Here is a 15,492-nt window from a genome sequence, read left to right on the forward strand (position 1 = left end):
TGTGAAAGTAGGTTATCGTCAGGCTAGTTATACCCAAAGGGGCCCGCTCAGTGATCTGTGCGGGCCTTTTTGCATTTCAACGCGGCGCGTGCGTGCACTTAAGGAACGCGTCCCACGCTACCGCCTGGTGCGCACGCCGCACCATGGCAGTGCCTCGCGACGCGGGCAGGCCACAGCTTCCCTGTGTTGACCCGATGGCATGACGTTTGCTTAATGTGCTTCATCTTGTATGCAAGAATGAACACATGATGACTACCGCGTACCCTGATCTTGGTTGTGCCAGCCTGCAGCGCCGCTACCTGTCCGGCGACTACAGCCCCAGCGCCTGCGTGGCGGACGTGAACAGCCGCATCGCTGCCGCCGAACGGCCGGAAGTGTGGATCAGCTTTGCCGAACCCGGTCTGCTGGCCGAGCAGGCCGGGTTCCTGGAGCAGGAACTCGCGCGCCTGGGCGAGGGCGTGCTGGCGCGCTATCCGCTATTCGGCCTGCCGTTTGCCGTGAAGGACAATATCGACGTGGCGGGCATGGCCACCACGGCGGCCTGCCCCGGCTTCTCCTACGTGGCGCAACAATCGGCCCACGTGGTCAAGCGCCTGCAGGATGCCGGCGCGCTATTGATCGGCAAGACCAACCTCGACCAGTTCGCCACCGGCCTGGTCGGCACACGCTCGCCCTACGGTGCGGTGCACAATGCGCTCAATCCGGCCTATGTGTCGGGAGGGTCCAGTTCCGGCTCGGCGGTGGCGGTGGCGCTGGGGCTGGTGAGTTTCGCACTCGGCACCGACACCGCCGGATCGGGTCGCGTGCCGGCCGGCTTCAACCACATCGTCGGCCTCAAGCCCACACCAGGGCTGATCAGCACCAGCGGCGTGGTGCCGGCCTGCCGCAGCCTCGATTGCGTGTCCATTTTCGCCGCCAGTGTGCAGGATGCCTGGCTGGTGACCAGCGCCGCCGCCGGCTACGACGACCTCGATCCCTATTCGCGCAAGGTCACCATGCTGGGTGTGAAGCGGCGCGGCTATCACATTGCCGTGCCCGAGCAGCTGGAATTCTTTGGCGATGCGCAGGCCGAGCAAGCCTTCCGCGCCAGCCTTGAAGTGCTGCGCGCCATGCCCGGCGTGAAGATCGGCAACATCCGCTACCAGCCCTTTGCCGACGCCGCCAGCCTGCTGTACGACGGCCCCTGGGTGGCCGAGCGGCGCGCCGCGGTGGGCGATTTTTTCGAGCAGCCGGCCGTAGCCATGGATCCGACCGTGCACAGCATCATAGGCCAGGCCAGCAGGTTCTCCGCGGTCGACGCCTTCCATGGACAGTACCGGCTGGCGGCCCTGAAGCGCGCGGCCGAGGCCCAGCTGGCGCACTACGACTTCCTGCTGGTGCCGACCACGCCCACCATGCCCACCCTGGATGCCGTCGCCGCCGCGCCGGTGGCGCGCAATAGCGAATTGGGCTACTACACCAACTTCGTCAACTTTTTCGGCATGGCCGCCCTGGCGCTGCCGGGACCGTGGCGCGCCGATGGCCTGCCGGCCGGGATCACGGTGATCGGCGCAGGCGGCGCCGACCAGCTGCTGGCGGCCTTCGGCCAGCAGTGGCAGGCCGCCTGCGGCGACCAGCCGCACGCCGACAGCATCGCCTTCCAGCCCTTGCCAGCCAGCGAACCCACCATCCAGGTGGCCGTGGTGGGCGCCCACCTGGAGGGCCAGCCGCTCAACTGGCAGCTGGCCGAGCGCGGCGCGCGCAAGCTGGCGGCCACCACCACCAGCGCCAACTACCGCTTGTATGCGCTGGCCGATACCAGCCCGCCCAAGCCTGGCCTCCAGCGCGTGGCGCAGGACGGCGCCGCCATCGCCATCGAAGTATGGGAGCTGCCGCTGCGCCGCTTCGGCGAACTGGTGGCCCAGGTGCCGGCGCCGCTGGGCATAGGCTCGCTGGAGCTGGCCGACGGCCGCTGGGTGCATGGCTTCATCTGCGAACCGTGGGCGCTGGAGCAGGCCCAGGACATCACCGCATACGGCGGCTGGCGCGCCTACCTGAGCCGTTAATCCTTGTCATTCATCCACCATCAACCAACTATAAAAGGAAATCGTCATGAGCTCATCGAATCGCCGCACCTTCCTCAAACAGGCTGGCGCCGCCGCCGCGATCGCGGCGGGCCTGCTGCCGGCCGAAGTGGCGCTGGCGGCGGACGGCAAGCTGGTGGTGGGCGTGATCTATGTCGGCCCGCGCGGCGACTTCGGCTATAACCAGGCCCAGGCCCAGGCCGTGGCCGCCGTCAAGAAGATCTCCGGCGTGAAAATCGTCGAGGAGGAAAAGGTGCCGGAAACGGTGGCGGTGCAGAAGACCATGGAAGCCATGATAGAACAGGATGGCGCCACCCTGATCTTCGCCACCTCCTTCGGCTACTTCGATCCGCACGTGCTCAAGATGGCGGCCAAGTATCCCAAGGTGCGCTTCGCCCACTGCGGCGGCATGTGGACCGCCGGCAAGCACCCGACCAACGTGGGCAGCTTCTTCGGCTACATCGACGAATGCCAGTACCTGAACGGCGTGGTGGCGGGCCACATGAGCAAGTCGAAGAAGCTGGGCTTCGTCGCGGCCAAGCCGATACCCCAGGTGCTGCGCAACATTAACTCGTTCACGCTGGGCGCGCAATCGGTCGATCCTTCCATCACCACCCACGTCATCTTCACCGGCGACTGGTCGCAGCCGGTCAAGGAGGCGGAAGCCGCCAACAGCCTGCTGGACCAGGGCTGCGACGTGCTGACCTGCCATGTCGACGGTCCCAAGGTGATCGTGGAAACAGCCGAGAAGCGCGGCAAGATGAGCTGCGGCTACCACTGCAGCCAGGCGCAGCTCGCGCCCAAGGGCTATTTGACCGGCGCCGAATGGGACTGGTCCACGCCCTACACGCTGCTGATCAAGACCGCGCAGGAGGGCAAGCCCATGAACAACTTCGTGCGCGGCGGCTTGAAAGAGGGCTTCGTCAGGATGTCGCCCTATGGCGCCAGCGTCAGCGCCGCCGCCAGGGCCAAGGCCGATGCCGTCAAGGCCGACATGGTCAAGGGCAGCTTCGCCATCTTCAAGGGGCCGATCAAGGACAACAAGGGCAAGGTGGTGATCCCGGCCGGGACCACCCAGGTGCAAACCGCGCCCGAGCTGGAAGCCATGAACTACCTGGTGGCCGGCGTGGTCGGACAGGTCTGAAGCCATGAACGCGCGCCCCGACATGATAGGGCAGCCACCGGCGCCAAGTCCGCTGCCGGCCTGGCCTGCCGCGCTGGCCCTGCGCCTGCTGCCGGCCCTGCCCACGGCGGCGGCCCTGCTGGGCGCCCTGCTGCTGTTCGCGCTGTTCCTGGCAGTACAGGGCGTGGCGGCCGGCGAGGCGCTGGGCCTGATCGTCAAGGGCGCCTTCGGTTCCGCCTTCGCCTGGCAGAACACCCTGCAGCGCGCCGCGCCGCTGATGCTGACCGCGCTGTGCGTGGCGCTGCCGGCGCGGGCGGGACTGGTCATCATCGGCGGCGAGGGCGCGCTGGCGCTGGGCGGGCTGGCGGCGGCAGTGCTGCCGCCGCTGTTGCCGCATGCTCCGCCGCTGGCGCTGCTAACTGCCATGGCCGGCGCCGGCGTGCTGGCCGGCGGCGCCTGGATCGCCTTGTCGGGCTGGCTACGACAGGCGTGCGGCGTCAACGAAACCATCGGCAGCCTGCTGCTGTCGTATATCGCCATCGCCCTGTTCAAGCACCTGGTCGAAGGGCCGCTGCGCGATCCCGGCAGCTTGAACAAGCCATCCACCCTGCCGCTGCCGGAGGCCCTGATGATAGGCCCGCTGCCCGGCATGGAGGTGCATTGGGGCCTGCTGTGGGGCGTGCTGGCCTGCCTGGCGGCATGGGTCATGGTGCGCCACAGCGCGGCCGGGTTTGCGCTCTCCATCGTGGGCGGCAATGTGCGCGCGGCGCAGCTGGTCGGGCTGCCGGTGCGGCGCCTGGTGCTGGGCGCCTGCTTTTTCGGCGGCGCGGCGGCCGGACTGGCCGGCATGCTGGAGGTGGCCGCCGTGCATGGCAGCGCCAATGCTTCCCTGCTGGCCGGCTATGGCTATGGCGGCATCCTGGTGGCCTTCGCCGCGCGCCAGCATCCGCTGGCCATCGTCGCCGCAGCGCTGCTGATCGGCGGGATCGAATCGAGCGGCGGCCTGCTGCAGCGCCGCCTGGACGTGCCGGACGCCACCACGCAGGTGCTGCAAGGCCTGCTGCTCATCAACCTGCTGGCCTGGGAAGCCCTGGGCGGACGCCTGGCCGCGTGGACGGCCTGGCTGGAACAGCGCCGCGCCGGGAGCCAGCCATGATTGCACACTTCGACCTGGCCGGACTGCTGCTGGCCTTACTGGCGGGCGCCATCCGTGTTGGCACGCCCTTCCTGTTCGTCAGCCTGGGCGAGTGCCTGACCGAGAAGGGCGGGCGCGTTAACCTGGGCCTGGAGGGCATCCTGGTGATGGGCGCCATGTGTGGCTACGCGGTGGCGCTGATGACGGGATCGCCGTGGCTGGGCGTGCTGGGGGCCGGCCTGTCAGGACTGGTGCTGGGCGCCTTCCACGGAGTCATGTGCTCGCTGCCGCGCGTGAACGACATCGCCTTCGGCATCGCGCTGATGCTGTTCGGGACCGGGCTGGCGTTCTATCTCGGCAAACCGTATATCCAGCCGCAGGCGCCCATGCTGCCCTCGCTGTCCCTGGGCGACTGGAGCGACAACCCCCAGCTGCGCAGCGCGCTGCAGATCAACGGCCTGTTCCTGGCAGGCGTCGCGCTGGCCGTGCTGCTGCAGTGGGGCCTGGCCAGCACGCGCTGGGGCCTGGCGCTGCGGCTGGTGGGCGATCATGCCGAGACGGCGCGGGCGCTGGGCTACCGGCTGGCGCCCATCCGCATCGCCGCCACCGCCATCGGTGGTTTCCTGGCGGCGGTGGGGGGCGCCAACCTGTCGCTGTACTACCCGGGCAGCTGGAACGAGGGCTTGTCCAGCGGCCAGGGGCTGATGGCGGTGGCGTTGGTGATCTTCGCGCGCTGGCAGCCGCTGCGCTGCCTGTGGGCCGCCATGCTGTTCGGCGCCGCCGGCGCGCTGGGACCGGCCCTGCAGTCGCTGGGCATCAGCGCCGGCTACTACCTGTTCAGCGCCGCGCCGTATGCGCTGACGCTGGCCATCATGATCATCACCTGCCGCCCCGGCCGTACCCTGGCGGGCGCGCCCGGAGAGTTAAGCCTGACCCGTTGAGCCTGACCCGCTGAGTCCGACACCTGAGGAGTCCACCATGAGCACCGCCATCCACCTCGATTCCACGCCCTATCCCTGGCCCTACGACGGCCAGTTGCGGCCCGACAATACGGCCCTGATCATCATCGACATGCAGACCGATTTCTGCGGCAAGGGCGGCTACGTCGACAAGATGGGCTACGACCTGTCGCTGACGCGCGCGCCGATAGAACCGATCAAGTCGGTGCTGGCGCTGATGCGCGGCCTGGGCGCCACCATCATCCACACCCGCGAGGGGCATCGCCCCGACCTGTCCGACCTGCCGGCCAACAAGCGCTGGCGCTCACAGCGCATCGGCGCCGGCATCGGCGATCCCGGTCCCTGCGGCCGCATCCTGGTACGCGGCGAGCCGGGCTGGGAGATTATCGAGGAACTGGCGCCGCTGCCGGGTGAGGTGGTGATTGACAAGCCGGGCAAGGGCTCGTTCTATGCCACCGACCTGGAACTGGTGCTGCACACGCGCGGCATCCGCAACATCATCCTGACCGGCATCACCACCGACGTGTGCGTGCACACCACCATGCGCGACGCCAACGACCGCGGCTTCGAGTGCGTGCTGCTGTCCGACTGCTGCGGGGCCACCGACCATGGGAACCACCTGGCCGCGCTCAACATGATCAAGATGCAGGGCGGGGTGTTCGGCGCCGTGGCCGACAGCGCCGCGCTGATCGCCGCCTGGAGCCGCTGATGGGCGCCGCCCTCAGCCTGGAGGTCGTCGGCGCCGGCAAATCGTTCGGCGCCTTCCGCGCGCTGGACGACGTGTCGCTGCGGGTGGCGGCCGGCAGCGTGCACGCCCTGCTGGGCGAGAACGGGGCCGGCAAGAGCACCCTGGTCAAGGGCTTGATCGGCTACAGCCGCCTGGACCAGGGCAGCGTGCTGGTGGACGGCCGCGAGCGCGAGCTGCACAGCCCGCGCGCCGCCCATGCGCTGGGCATAGGCATGGTGTACCAGCACTTCACGCTGGCGCCCGGCATGACGGTGGCGGAAAACCTGCTGCTCACGCGCGGCCAACTGCCGTGGAAGCTGGACTGGGCCAGGGAGCGCGCGCAGCTGCACGCGTTCATGGACAGCATGCCCTTCGGCCTCGATCCGGCGCGCCTGGTCAGCGGCCTGGCTGCCGGCGAAAAGCAGAAGCTAGAAATCCTCAAGCAGCTGTACCTGCAGCGGCGCTTCCTGATCCTGGACGAGCCGACCTCGGTGCTGACGCCGCAGGAGGCCCAGGACGTGCTGGGCATGCTGCACGGCCTGGCCCGCGCCGGCGAGCTGACGGTGTTGATGATCACCCACAAATTCCATGAAGTGAGCGCATTCGCCGACGACGTCACGGTGCTGCGCAAGGGCCGCCGGGTAGGCGGCGCGCGCGTCGCCGAGACCAGTCCCGGCGAGCTGGCGGCCTGGATGATGGGCGAAGCGGGTACCGGCAACCGCGCCGCGCAGGCCGAAACGGCGCCGCGCAAGCCGGTGCCGCAGACTGCGCCGGTCGGCCTGGAGGTGCAGGCGCTGGCGGTGGACAGCGACCGCGGCACCCGCGCCGTGCGCCAGCTGTCGCTGCAGGTCAGGCGCGGCGAGATCGTCGGCCTGGCCGGCATTTCCGGTAACGGCCAGAAGGAGCTGGTGGAAGCCTTGCTGGGCCAGCGCACCATTGCCGCCGGATCGGTGGCGGTCAACGGCCAGCCTTACGGCGCCAGCCGGCGCGAGATGCAGCGGCAGCGCGTCTTCAGCCTGCCCGAGGAACCGCTGCGCAACGCCTGCGTGGCGGGATTGAGCGTGGCCGAGAACATGGCCCTGCGCGATTTCGACCATGCGCCGCTGCGCAGGCAGGGCTGGCGCATCGACCGCGCCGCCATGGCGGCCCGCGCCCGTGAGCTGATCGCGGCCTTCAACGTCAAGCCGCCGCTGCCGCAGCGCGCCATAGGCACGCTCTCGGGCGGCAATGTGCAGCGCGCCGTGCTGGCGCGCGAACTGGCCGAGCAGGTCACGGTGCTAATTGCAGCCAACCCCGTGTTCGGCCTGGACTTCGCCGCCGTGGCCGACATCCACGCCCGCATCGTGGCGGTGCGCGAGCAGGGTGGCGCCGTGCTGCTGATCAGCGAGGACCTGGACGAGCTGCTGGAACTGTCGGACCGCATCCTGGTGATGGAGGGCGGCGCCATCGTATATGAAACGCCGGCCGGCATCGCCGACCGCGCCACATTGGGACAACACATGGCCGGCCACGCCCGGTCGCAACTGGAGGCGGCAGCATGAGCACCCGCAGCGTCAAGGCACTACCCTATGAGTACAGCTATGATCCCGAACGCACGGCCCTGGTGGTGATCGACATGCAGCGCGATTTCGTCGAGCCGGGCGGCTTCGGCGCCGCGCTGGGCAACGACGTCACGCCGCTGGCCGACATCATCCCCACGGTAGCCAGCCTGCTGGCGCTGGCCCGCCGCCAGGGCATGCTGGTGGTGCACACGCGCGAATCGCATCTGCCGGATTTGTCGGACTGCCCACCGGCCAAGCGCGGGCGCGGCAATCCCAGCGTGCGCATCGGCGACCAGGGGCCGATGGGGCGCATCCTGGTGCGCGGCGAACCGGGCAACGACATCGTGCCGGCGCTGCAGCCGCTGCCGGATGAACTGGTGATCGACAAGCCGGGCAAGGGCGCCTTTTACGGCACCGGGCTGCACGACCGGCTGCGGCGGCGCGGCATCACCCACCTGCTGTTTGCCGGCGTCACCACCGAAGTGTGCGTGCAGACCTCCATGCGCGAAGCCAACGACCGTGGTTACGAATGCCTGCTGGTGGAGGACGCCACCGCCAGCTACTTCCCCGAGTTCAAGGACAGCACGCTGGCCATGTTGCGCGCCCAGGGCGGCATCGTCGGCTGGACCGCGCCGCTGGCGGCGCTGGAGCAGGCGGCGCCAGTGGAGGCCCCTGCGCAGCCCAAAGCCGCCCCGGCGCCGCTGGCCGGCGCCGTCAACCTGCCGCACGTGGTGGCCGAGGTGCGCGCCGCCTTCGACGCCTACGAGGCGGCCCTGCTGCGCCATGACGTGGCCAGGCTGGACGAATTCTTCTGGTATGATCCCCAGACCGTGCGCTACGGGGTGGCCGAGAACCTGTACGGCGGGGAAACCATCCGCCAGTACCGCATGGCCTGCGCCCCGGTGCATCCGCAGCGCCGCATAGCCCGCCTGGTGATCACCACCTTCGGCGAACATGCCGCCACGGCGGCGGCCGAATTCAGCGCGCCGGACACGGACGCCAACGGCCGCCAGATGCAGACCTGGGTCCGTTTCCCGCAAGGCTGGCGGGTGGTGGCCGCCCACGTCAGCGTCATCTAGGACCACAGGAGCTATACAGGAGCTATACAGGAGATACATGGCGAGACCGACAGCCAATGCGCTCGCGGAGCAGGTATATGCAAGGCTGAAGAGTGACATCTTCGATTTCCGCATGCTGCCCGGCGACCGCTTCACCGAGACGGCCATGGCCGAACTGTACGAGGTTTCGCGCACGCCGCTGCGCGATGCCTTGTACCGGCTGCAGCGCGAGGGTTTCCTGGAAGTGGAATTCCGGCGCGGCTGGCAGGTGCGCAACCTGGACTTCGCCTATTTCGACAACCTGTATGACCTGCGCATCGTGCTGGAGACGGCCGCCCTGGAGCGTATCTGCCAGCTGGACGACACCACGGCCGCGCTGCAGGCGCTGGTGGCCGTGTGGCTGGTGCCGGAGTCCGGGCGCGAGAGCGACGGCCGCCGCGTGGCCGAACTGGACGAGCAATTCCATACCGGCCTGGTGCGCGCCGCCGGCAATGCCGAGATGACCCGCGTGCATGTCGACCTGACCGAAAAAATCCGTATCATCCGCCGGCTCGACTTCACCCAGGGCAAGCGGGTGGATGCCACCTACCAGGAGCATGCCAAGCTGCTCAAGCTGCTGTTGCGCCGCAAGTCCACCGAAGCGGCCATGCTGCTGCGCTCGCATATCCAGGAAAGCAAGCTGGAAGTGCGTAAAATCACCCTGCATAAATTGCACGAGGCCCAGCAAACACGTTGAAGTTTGATTTCCCAATAAAAAGTATATTTGTATCTGGGTAACACTGTGCGAGAATAGCCGGGATCTGAAAGGCTACCCATGCTGGCTTGCGTCCGCCATTTGCTATATTGCTGCCAGCTGCTGGCGGCCCTGTGCCTCGTCCACGGCGCGGCGGCGGCCCCGCTCAGCCTGCGCTTCCAGCACCTGGGCGTGGAGGAGGGACTGGCGCAGGAATCGGTCAACTGCATGCTGCAGGACCGCCACGGCTACATGTGGTTCGGCACCCAGGCCGGCTTGAGCCGCTACGACGGCTACCGCATGGCGGTCTTCAAGAACGATTTGTCGCGTCCTGCCAGCCTGCTCGACAACTATGTCCAGGCCTTGTACGAGGATGGCCAGGGCCGCTTGTGGGTGGGCGGCAAGGGCGGGCTGGACCGCTACGATCCCGTTACCGAGTCCTTCGTCCATTACCTGCCGCCCGGAGGCCGCGCCGTGCTGGCGGTGACCGGCGATGGCGGCCTCGGCCTGTGGGTGGCCACCGCGGCCGGCCTGCATCACTTCGATACCGCCACCGGCCGGTTCCAGCCGCTGCGCCATGATGAGGCCGATCCGGGCAGCATAGGCGACGACCGCATCAACACGCTGCTGCGCGACCGCCATGGCGCGCTATGGGTGGGCACCGCCAGCGGCGTGGAGCTGCTGGCCCCAGGCGCCAGCGCCTTCCGCCATTACGCGAAGGCCGGGGTAGGCGATGCTGCCGTGCTGTCACTGTCGATGGCGCCCGATGGCGTGCTGTGGGCCGGTACCCGGGACGGCGTGCTGGCGCTGGCAGCCGGCGCCGCCGGCCTGGACCGCCCGGATGGCGAGGCGCTGGCGGGCCACGCCGTACCTGCGCTGCTGCATGACGCCGACGGTGGGCTGTGGGCCGCCACCGGGAGAGACGGCCTGCGCCGGCGCGACGCCGCCAGCGGCCACTGGCACGCCTACCGCCACGACCCGCAGGACCGGCACGCGCTGGCCGACAACCGCGTCATGGCCCTGTACCAGGACCGCAGCGGCACCCTGTGGAGCGGCACCATGTACAGCGGCGCCGAGCGGGTCGACCTGGCCAGTGGCGGCTTCGAGCGCTACACGGACAGTGCAACAGCCCAGCCCGCCATTGGCGGCAGCAAGGTGCGCGGTATCACCGGCGCGGTCGGGCGCAGCGTCTGGCTGGCCATGCATGAGGGCTTGACCCTGCTCGATCCCGAGCGCGGCACGGCGCGCACCTGGCGCGCCGGGGCGGACGGACTGCCGTATGGGGAGCTGGTGTCGCTGGCCACCGACCGCCGCAACCGCCTGTGGATAGGCGCCGTGAACGGACTGGCATGGCGCGATCCGGACAGCGGGGCCTACACCACGCTGGCGCTCCCCGGCGATGATCCACAGCTGCGTTATGTGCAGCGCATCGTGGTGGACCGCAATGGCGAGATCTGGGCCGCCGCGCGCGGCGGGCTGCACCGCATCGATGCTTCCGGTGCGCTGGTGCGCAGCTATCTGCACGACAGCGCCGATCCGGCCAGCCTGGTGGATGGCCGCATCTATACGGTACTGGAGGATAGCCGCCGCAATTTCTGGGTGGCGGGGGAGCATGGGCTGGACCGCATGGACCGCGCCGCCGGCACCTTCCGCCATTACCGGCACGATGCGTCCCGGCCGGACAGCCTGTGCCAGGACCGCGTGCACGCCCTGCTGGAGGACAGCAAGGGCAGGCTGTGGCTGGGCACCGCCGGCGGCCTGTGCGGCGCGGTGCTGGACGCCGACGGCGAGCCGCGCTTCCGCTTCTATCCGCGCGGCGCCGGGGTGCCGGAACCGGTAGGGGCCATCATGGAGGACGAGGCCGGGATGCTGTGGATCAGCACCACCTCCGGCCTGCTGCGCTTCGATCCGGCCAGCGGCATCTTTCGGGCCTACAGCGCGCGCGATGGTTTGATCGACGGCTCCTATTTCATCGGCGCCGGCCACCGCGGGCCGGAGGGCAGGCTGTATTTCGGCGGGGCCTCCGGGCTGACCGCGTTCCAGCCACGGGCCATCCGCGACAATCCGTACCCGCCCATGGTGATGCTGACCGATTTCTCCATCCTCAACCAGTCCATCGTCAGCGGCCCGGCCCGTCCGGACGTGCTCAAGGCCGGGCCGCTGTACGCGGCGCGCAGCCTCACCCTGTCCTATCTGGACAGCGTGTTCACGATAGAATTCGCGGCTCCGCACCAGGCCGACCCGCAGCGCAACCGCTACGCCTACCAGCTGGTGGGCTTCGACGACCATTGGGTGATGGCGGACGCCGGCAAGCGCTACGCGACCTATACCAACCTCGATCCGGGCCGCTATCTGTTCCGGGTGCGCGCGGCCAACAAGGATGGCGTGTGGAATGGCGAGCCGGCCGAGGTGGAGATCTTGATCGCACCGCCGTTCTGGAAAACCTGGTGGTTCCGCATCCTGGCCGTCTCGCTGGCGCTGGCCAGCGTGTATGGGGTGTTCCGCATCCGCGTCCGCCTGCTGGTGCAGCAGAAGCGCGAGCTGGAGCAGCAGGTCGGCATGCGTACCCGCGAGCTGCAGCAGCAGAAGGAATCGGTGGAGCGCCAGAAGGAGCACCTGGAGCAGGCTCACCGCAATATCTCGCTGCTGTCCGAAATCGGCCGCCAGATCACGGCCAACCTGGACAGCGAGGCCATCATGGCCACGCTGTACTCGCAGGTCAACGAGCTGATGGACGCCAGCGTGTTCGGCATCGGCATCCACCGTCCCGAGCTGGAGCTCATCGAATATCCGTTCGCCATGGAGCGCGGGCGGCGCTACATCAATTACACGCGCAGCATGCGCGAACCGAACCAGTTCGCCGTCTGGTGCATACGCCATGGACACGATGTGTTCATCAACGACCTGCACGGCGAGTACCGGCGCTACATCGACAACCTGGACCTGGTGGTGGTGGACGCTGACCACATGGGCACCCTGGAGGATGGATCCCTGCCGCGCGCGCCGGCCTCGCTGATCTATGTGCCGATCACCGTGTCTGGCCAGGTGCGCGGCGTGATCACCGTGCACAGCTACCGGGTTCACGCCTACCAGCGCGTGCACCTGGACATGCTGCATACGCTGGCATCCTATGTCGCGGTGGCGTTCGAGAACGCCGACACCTACCGCAAGCTGCAGGACGCCCAGCAGCAGCTGGTGGCGCGCGAAAAGCTGGCCGCCCTGGGCGCCCTGGTGGCCGGCGTGGCGCACGAGCTGAACACGCCGATCGGTAACAGCCTGGTGATCGCCAGCACGCTGGAGGACAAGACGGCGGAGATCGCCTCCAAAAGCGAAGGCGCGGGCCTGCGCCGATCCGACCTGAAGAACTTCATTGACGCGGCCAGGGAAGCGTCGGCCCTGCTGATGCGCAGCCTGCGCAACGCGGCCGAGCTGGTGAACAGTTTCAAGCAGGTGGCGGTGGACCAGGCCAGCGCCCACCGGCGCCTGTTCAACCTGTGCCAGGCCAGCCAGGAAATCACGGCCACCATGATGAACCGCATCCGCAAGAGCGGCCACCGGCTGGAGCTGGACATACCGGGCGATATCGAGGTGGACAGTTTCCCGGGGCCGTATGGCCAGGTTATCATCAACTTCATCAACAACGCCCTGCTGCATGCCTTCGAGCGGCGCGAGGGCGGCCTGATGCGGCTCTACGCGACGCGGCTGGGCAAGGACCGGGTGCGCATCGTGTTCCAGGACGATGGCGCCGGGATCGCGGGCGAACACCTGGACCGCATCTTCGATCCCTTCTTTACGACCAAGCTGGGGCAGGGCGGGAGCGGGCTGGGCTTGAGCGTCACCTACAACATCGTGACCTCGCTGCTGGGCGGACAGATACGCGTCGAGAGCACGGTCGGTGTCGGCACCGTGTTTACCCTGGAGCTGCCATTGATGGCAACCCGTGCCGGCACGGCTTAAAAACTCAGCCGAACGCCGGCCGAGACCAGCGTCACCTTGCTCTTGGTGAGGTACAGCGTTTCCAGTTGCGCCGACCAGTTGCGGTTGAAGGCGTAGCCCAGGCCCACGCCGGCCGAGCCGTCGGCCTCGTTCTTGTCTTCCAGCGTGCTACGGGTGCCTTTCATGCGGGTGCTGCCGATGCCGGCCCGCCCGTAGAAACTGAAATGCTCGTCCAGCGGCGCCGTCGCCACCAGGGCGATGCCGTAATGTTGGTCCGGGTAATAGCCTGCATTGGCCAGGACGCCGCGGAACGGGTCCACGCTCAGGCTGCGGGTATACACTTCAACGCCGACGTTGCGGTTGTACTGGTAGCCGGCGGCGGCGCCCAGGGTGATGTCGTTGCTGTTGTCGGCGTAGTCGGAGCTGACCGAGGCGCGCCCGGCGTGGACGCTGACATAGGCGCCCGGTTCGTCGCCCGCCGCCAGCGCGGAGCCGGCGGCGCAGCACAGGGCCAGGGTGAGGAGGGGATGTCGCATGCGATTCCTTTTTCAATAGTAGGAAGTTGGTTTATTTGTAACGCTTTGCACGCGATGGTAGCCGCTAATTATCTTTAAAGCAACCTGGCGGGTGCCTCGGCCGGCTTCAGCGTCAAAAGCCGCTTCATGGCGCTGGCTTCCTCGCCGGGGCTGCGGCCGAAGAAGCGCTTGAATTCGCGGCTGAACTGTGACGGACTTTCATAGCCGACCAGGGCGGATGCGGCCTGGGCAGTCATGTCGCTGCGTATCATCAGCAAGCGGGCCTGGTGCAGGCGGGCCGACTTCAGGTACTGGATAGGGGAGCAGTGCGTCACCGACTTGAAGTGCACATGGAAGGCGGGCACGCTCATGTTGGCTTCGGCTGCCAGCACGCCCACGTCCAACTCAGCCGCGTAATCCGCATGGATGCGCCGCAATGCCTTGGCGATGCGGCCGAACTGGCCCTGGCTGGTGAGAGCGGCGCGCATGGCGGCGCCCTGCTCGCCCATCAGGGCACGGTAGCAGATCTCGCGCACGATGGCTGGACCGAGTACGCGCGCCTCCAGCGGCGCCGCCAGCGCTTCCAGCAGGCGCAGCACGGCGTCGGCCATGCGTCCGTCCAGGGCGGTGGTCATGATGCCGCGCGGAGCGGCCGCCACTTCGCTGCGGGTCTGGTCGATGGCGAACATCAGGTCTGCCAGGGTGGTGCGGTCTATGCTGATGATCAGGCCCAGGTAGGGCTCCTCCTCGCTGGCCTCGGTGGTGCTGGCAAAAGGCATGGGAACGGCAACCACCAGGTAATGCAGGGGGTCGAAGGTGTACACCTCGTCGCCCACGTAGGCCCGCTTGCGTCCTTGCAGGACGATGGCGATGCAAGGATCGTACAGGGCGGGAGTCTTGGTGACCACCTGGTTGGCGCGCGCCAGGCGCACATCGTCCAGGGCGGTCAGGGTGATGCCTTCAGATGGCGCCAGCTGTTTGTGCAATGCAATCAAGCGTTCCACTGTGCTTCCTTCAAGGTATGCGGTAGGGAATAGGAATGATCCATGATTCCCGCTCCGGCTACCACTACTGCACTTCAGGTCTATAGGAATAGGCAAGAAGTCCATAGGAGTGTGCATTCGCAGCATGGCAACGCTTCCGTAAGATGCATGCTCGGTTAAAAGCTAGGAAAGGAGCGCGTCATGACGAATACAGCCCGCAAAGTCATCCTGATTGCCGGCGCCAGCAAGGGGAGCGGACCCGCCACCGCACGCCAGCTGGCCAGCGAAGGACATCACGTGGTGCTCGGTGCGCCGCGCTCCAGCAAGGTGCATGCGCTGGTGACGGAAATCCGCAGCAGCGGCGGCTCTGCCGAATGGTTTGCCCTTGATGCCAACCAGCCGGACGAAATGCGCGAATTCCTGGCCTTTGGCGAGGATGTGCACAAGCGCGTGGATGCGTTGATTAATGTGTAACATTGAATGCGCTTGCGCGGCTGGCAGATATACGTTATAGTTCTGTCCCTCGCGAAACAACGCAGTGAACTACGAAGTAAGCGAGGGGTTGACGAGATAAAAGAAACGCTGCATACTCTCGCTTCTCTGCTGAACGAACACAACGCTTCGTCAGCGACGCAGGACCAAGAAGTTCTTTAACAATTTACAGTCGATAAGTGTGGACGTTTGATGAAGTGCACGCGCAGTCTACGGATGGCGCGAAA

The 15,492-nt window shown here is 67.4% G+C and carries 12 protein-coding genes and 1 pseudogene; 11 read left to right on the forward strand and 2 right to left on the reverse strand.

Annotation, left to right across the window (positions count from 1 at the left end; genetic code table 11):
• The first annotated feature begins 245 nt into the window (after positions 1-245).
• The 10 genes and pseudogenes from atzF (at position 246) to ACLB1G_RS27710 (ending at position 13,296) form a co-directional block, all read left to right on the forward strand.
• Positions 246-2,045, forward strand: a complete 1,800-nt coding sequence (gene atzF / locus ACLB1G_RS27665) for an allophanate hydrolase (protein ID WP_491630495.1) — start codon at positions 246-248, stop codon at positions 2,043-2,045.
• A 46-nt stretch (positions 2,046-2,091) separates the two neighbouring features.
• A complete protein-coding gene (locus tag ACLB1G_RS27670; protein ID WP_491630496.1) occupies positions 2,092-3,207 on the forward strand; it encodes a BMP family ABC transporter substrate-binding protein in 1,116 nt (371 codons plus the stop codon).
• 22 nt (positions 3,208-3,229) lie between these two features.
• Positions 3,230-4,342: an ABC transporter permease gene (locus ACLB1G_RS27675; RefSeq protein ID WP_491630504.1), complete on the forward strand. Its 1,113-nt coding sequence runs from the start codon at positions 3,230-3,232 to the stop codon at positions 4,340-4,342.
• Positions 4,339-5,262: an ABC transporter permease gene (locus ACLB1G_RS27680; RefSeq protein WP_491630497.1), complete on the forward strand. Its 924-nt coding sequence runs from the start codon at positions 4,339-4,341 to the stop codon at positions 5,260-5,262. Before ACLB1G_RS27675 ends, ACLB1G_RS27680 begins: the two co-directional genes overlap by 4 nt.
• 37 nt (positions 5,263-5,299) lie before the next feature.
• The gene (gene biuH, locus ACLB1G_RS27685; protein ID WP_491630498.1) at positions 5,300-5,989 is read left to right on the forward strand and encodes a biuret amidohydrolase; all 690 of its coding nucleotides are present in this window, start codon (positions 5,300-5,302) and stop codon (positions 5,987-5,989) included.
• Positions 5,989-7,548 (forward strand): ABC transporter ATP-binding protein, encoded by a 1,560-nt coding sequence (locus ACLB1G_RS27690; RefSeq protein ID WP_491630499.1) that lies wholly within the window; start codon positions 5,989-5,991, stop codon positions 7,546-7,548. The genes biuH and ACLB1G_RS27690 overlap by 1 nt, the downstream gene beginning before the upstream one ends.
• Positions 7,545-8,204: pseudogene (locus ACLB1G_RS27695) on the forward strand (cysteine hydrolase family protein); the annotation flags it as partial. The gene ACLB1G_RS27690 and the pseudogene ACLB1G_RS27695, both read left to right, overlap by 4 nt.
• Positions 8,205-8,288: 84 nt before the next feature.
• A complete protein-coding gene (gene hpxZ / locus ACLB1G_RS27700) occupies positions 8,289-8,627 on the forward strand; it encodes an oxalurate catabolism protein HpxZ (RefSeq protein WP_491630505.1) in 339 nt (112 codons plus the stop codon).
• A gap of 37 nt (positions 8,628-8,664) precedes the next feature.
• Positions 8,665-9,342 (forward strand): GntR family transcriptional regulator, encoded by a 678-nt coding sequence (locus tag ACLB1G_RS27705; protein WP_491630500.1) that lies wholly within the window; start codon positions 8,665-8,667, stop codon positions 9,340-9,342.
• Between the two features lie 78 nt (positions 9,343-9,420).
• The gene (locus ACLB1G_RS27710) at positions 9,421-13,296 is read left to right on the forward strand and encodes a sensor histidine kinase (RefSeq protein ID WP_491630501.1); all 3,876 of its coding nucleotides are present in this window, start codon (positions 9,421-9,423) and stop codon (positions 13,294-13,296) included.
• Here ACLB1G_RS27710 and ACLB1G_RS27715 read toward each other — a convergent pair.
• Together ACLB1G_RS27715 and ACLB1G_RS27720 are read right to left on the reverse strand one after the other, a co-directional pair.
• Positions 13,293-13,811 (reverse strand): porin family protein, encoded by a 519-nt coding sequence (locus tag ACLB1G_RS27715; protein ID WP_491630502.1) that lies wholly within the window; start codon positions 13,809-13,811, stop codon positions 13,293-13,295. The genes ACLB1G_RS27710 and ACLB1G_RS27715 overlap by 4 nt on opposite strands.
• Before the next feature lie 74 nt (positions 13,812-13,885).
• Positions 13,886-14,785 carry an AraC family transcriptional regulator gene (locus tag ACLB1G_RS27720; protein ID WP_491630506.1) on the reverse strand — a complete coding sequence of 300 codons (900 nt, stop codon included), beginning with the start codon at positions 14,783-14,785 and terminating at the stop codon, positions 13,886-13,888.
• A gap of 189 nt (positions 14,786-14,974) precedes the next feature.
• Between ACLB1G_RS27720 and ACLB1G_RS27725 the strand changes: the two genes are divergently transcribed.
• Entirely contained in the window at positions 14,975-15,247 is a 273-nt protein-coding gene (locus tag ACLB1G_RS27725; RefSeq protein ID WP_491630503.1) for an SDR family NAD(P)-dependent oxidoreductase, read from the forward strand.
• The last annotated feature ends 245 nt before the right edge of the window (positions 15,248-15,492 follow it).

This window comes from Duganella kummerowiae, assembly GCF_053572355.1.

Bases quoted from the DNA above. Each gene is read 5' to 3' on its own strand.
- atzF (WP_491630495.1), top strand. From the start codon at position 246: ATGATGACTACCGCGTACCCTGATCTTGGTTGTGCCAGCCTGCAGCGC.
- ACLB1G_RS27670 (WP_491630496.1), top strand. From the start codon at position 2,092: ATGAGCTCATCGAATCGCCGCACCTTCCTCAAACAGGCTGGCGCCGCC.
- ACLB1G_RS27675 (WP_491630504.1), top strand. From the start codon at position 3,230: ATGATAGGGCAGCCACCGGCGCCAAGTCCGCTGCCGGCCTGGCCTGCC.
- ACLB1G_RS27680 (WP_491630497.1), top strand. From the start codon at position 4,339: ATGATTGCACACTTCGACCTGGCCGGACTGCTGCTGGCCTTACTGGCG.
- biuH (WP_491630498.1), top strand. From the start codon at position 5,300: ATGAGCACCGCCATCCACCTCGATTCCACGCCCTATCCCTGGCCCTAC.
- ACLB1G_RS27690 (WP_491630499.1), top strand. From the start codon at position 5,989: ATGGGCGCCGCCCTCAGCCTGGAGGTCGTCGGCGCCGGCAAATCGTTC.
- ACLB1G_RS27705 (WP_491630500.1), top strand. From the start codon at position 8,665: ATGGCGAGACCGACAGCCAATGCGCTCGCGGAGCAGGTATATGCAAGG.
- ACLB1G_RS27710 (WP_491630501.1), top strand. From the start codon at position 9,421: ATGCTGGCTTGCGTCCGCCATTTGCTATATTGCTGCCAGCTGCTGGCG.
- ACLB1G_RS27715 (WP_491630502.1), bottom strand. From the start codon at position 13,811: ATGCGACATCCCCTCCTCACCCTGGCCCTGTGCTGCGCCGCCGGCTCC.
- ACLB1G_RS27725 (WP_491630503.1), top strand. From the start codon at position 14,975: ATGACGAATACAGCCCGCAAAGTCATCCTGATTGCCGGCGCCAGCAAG.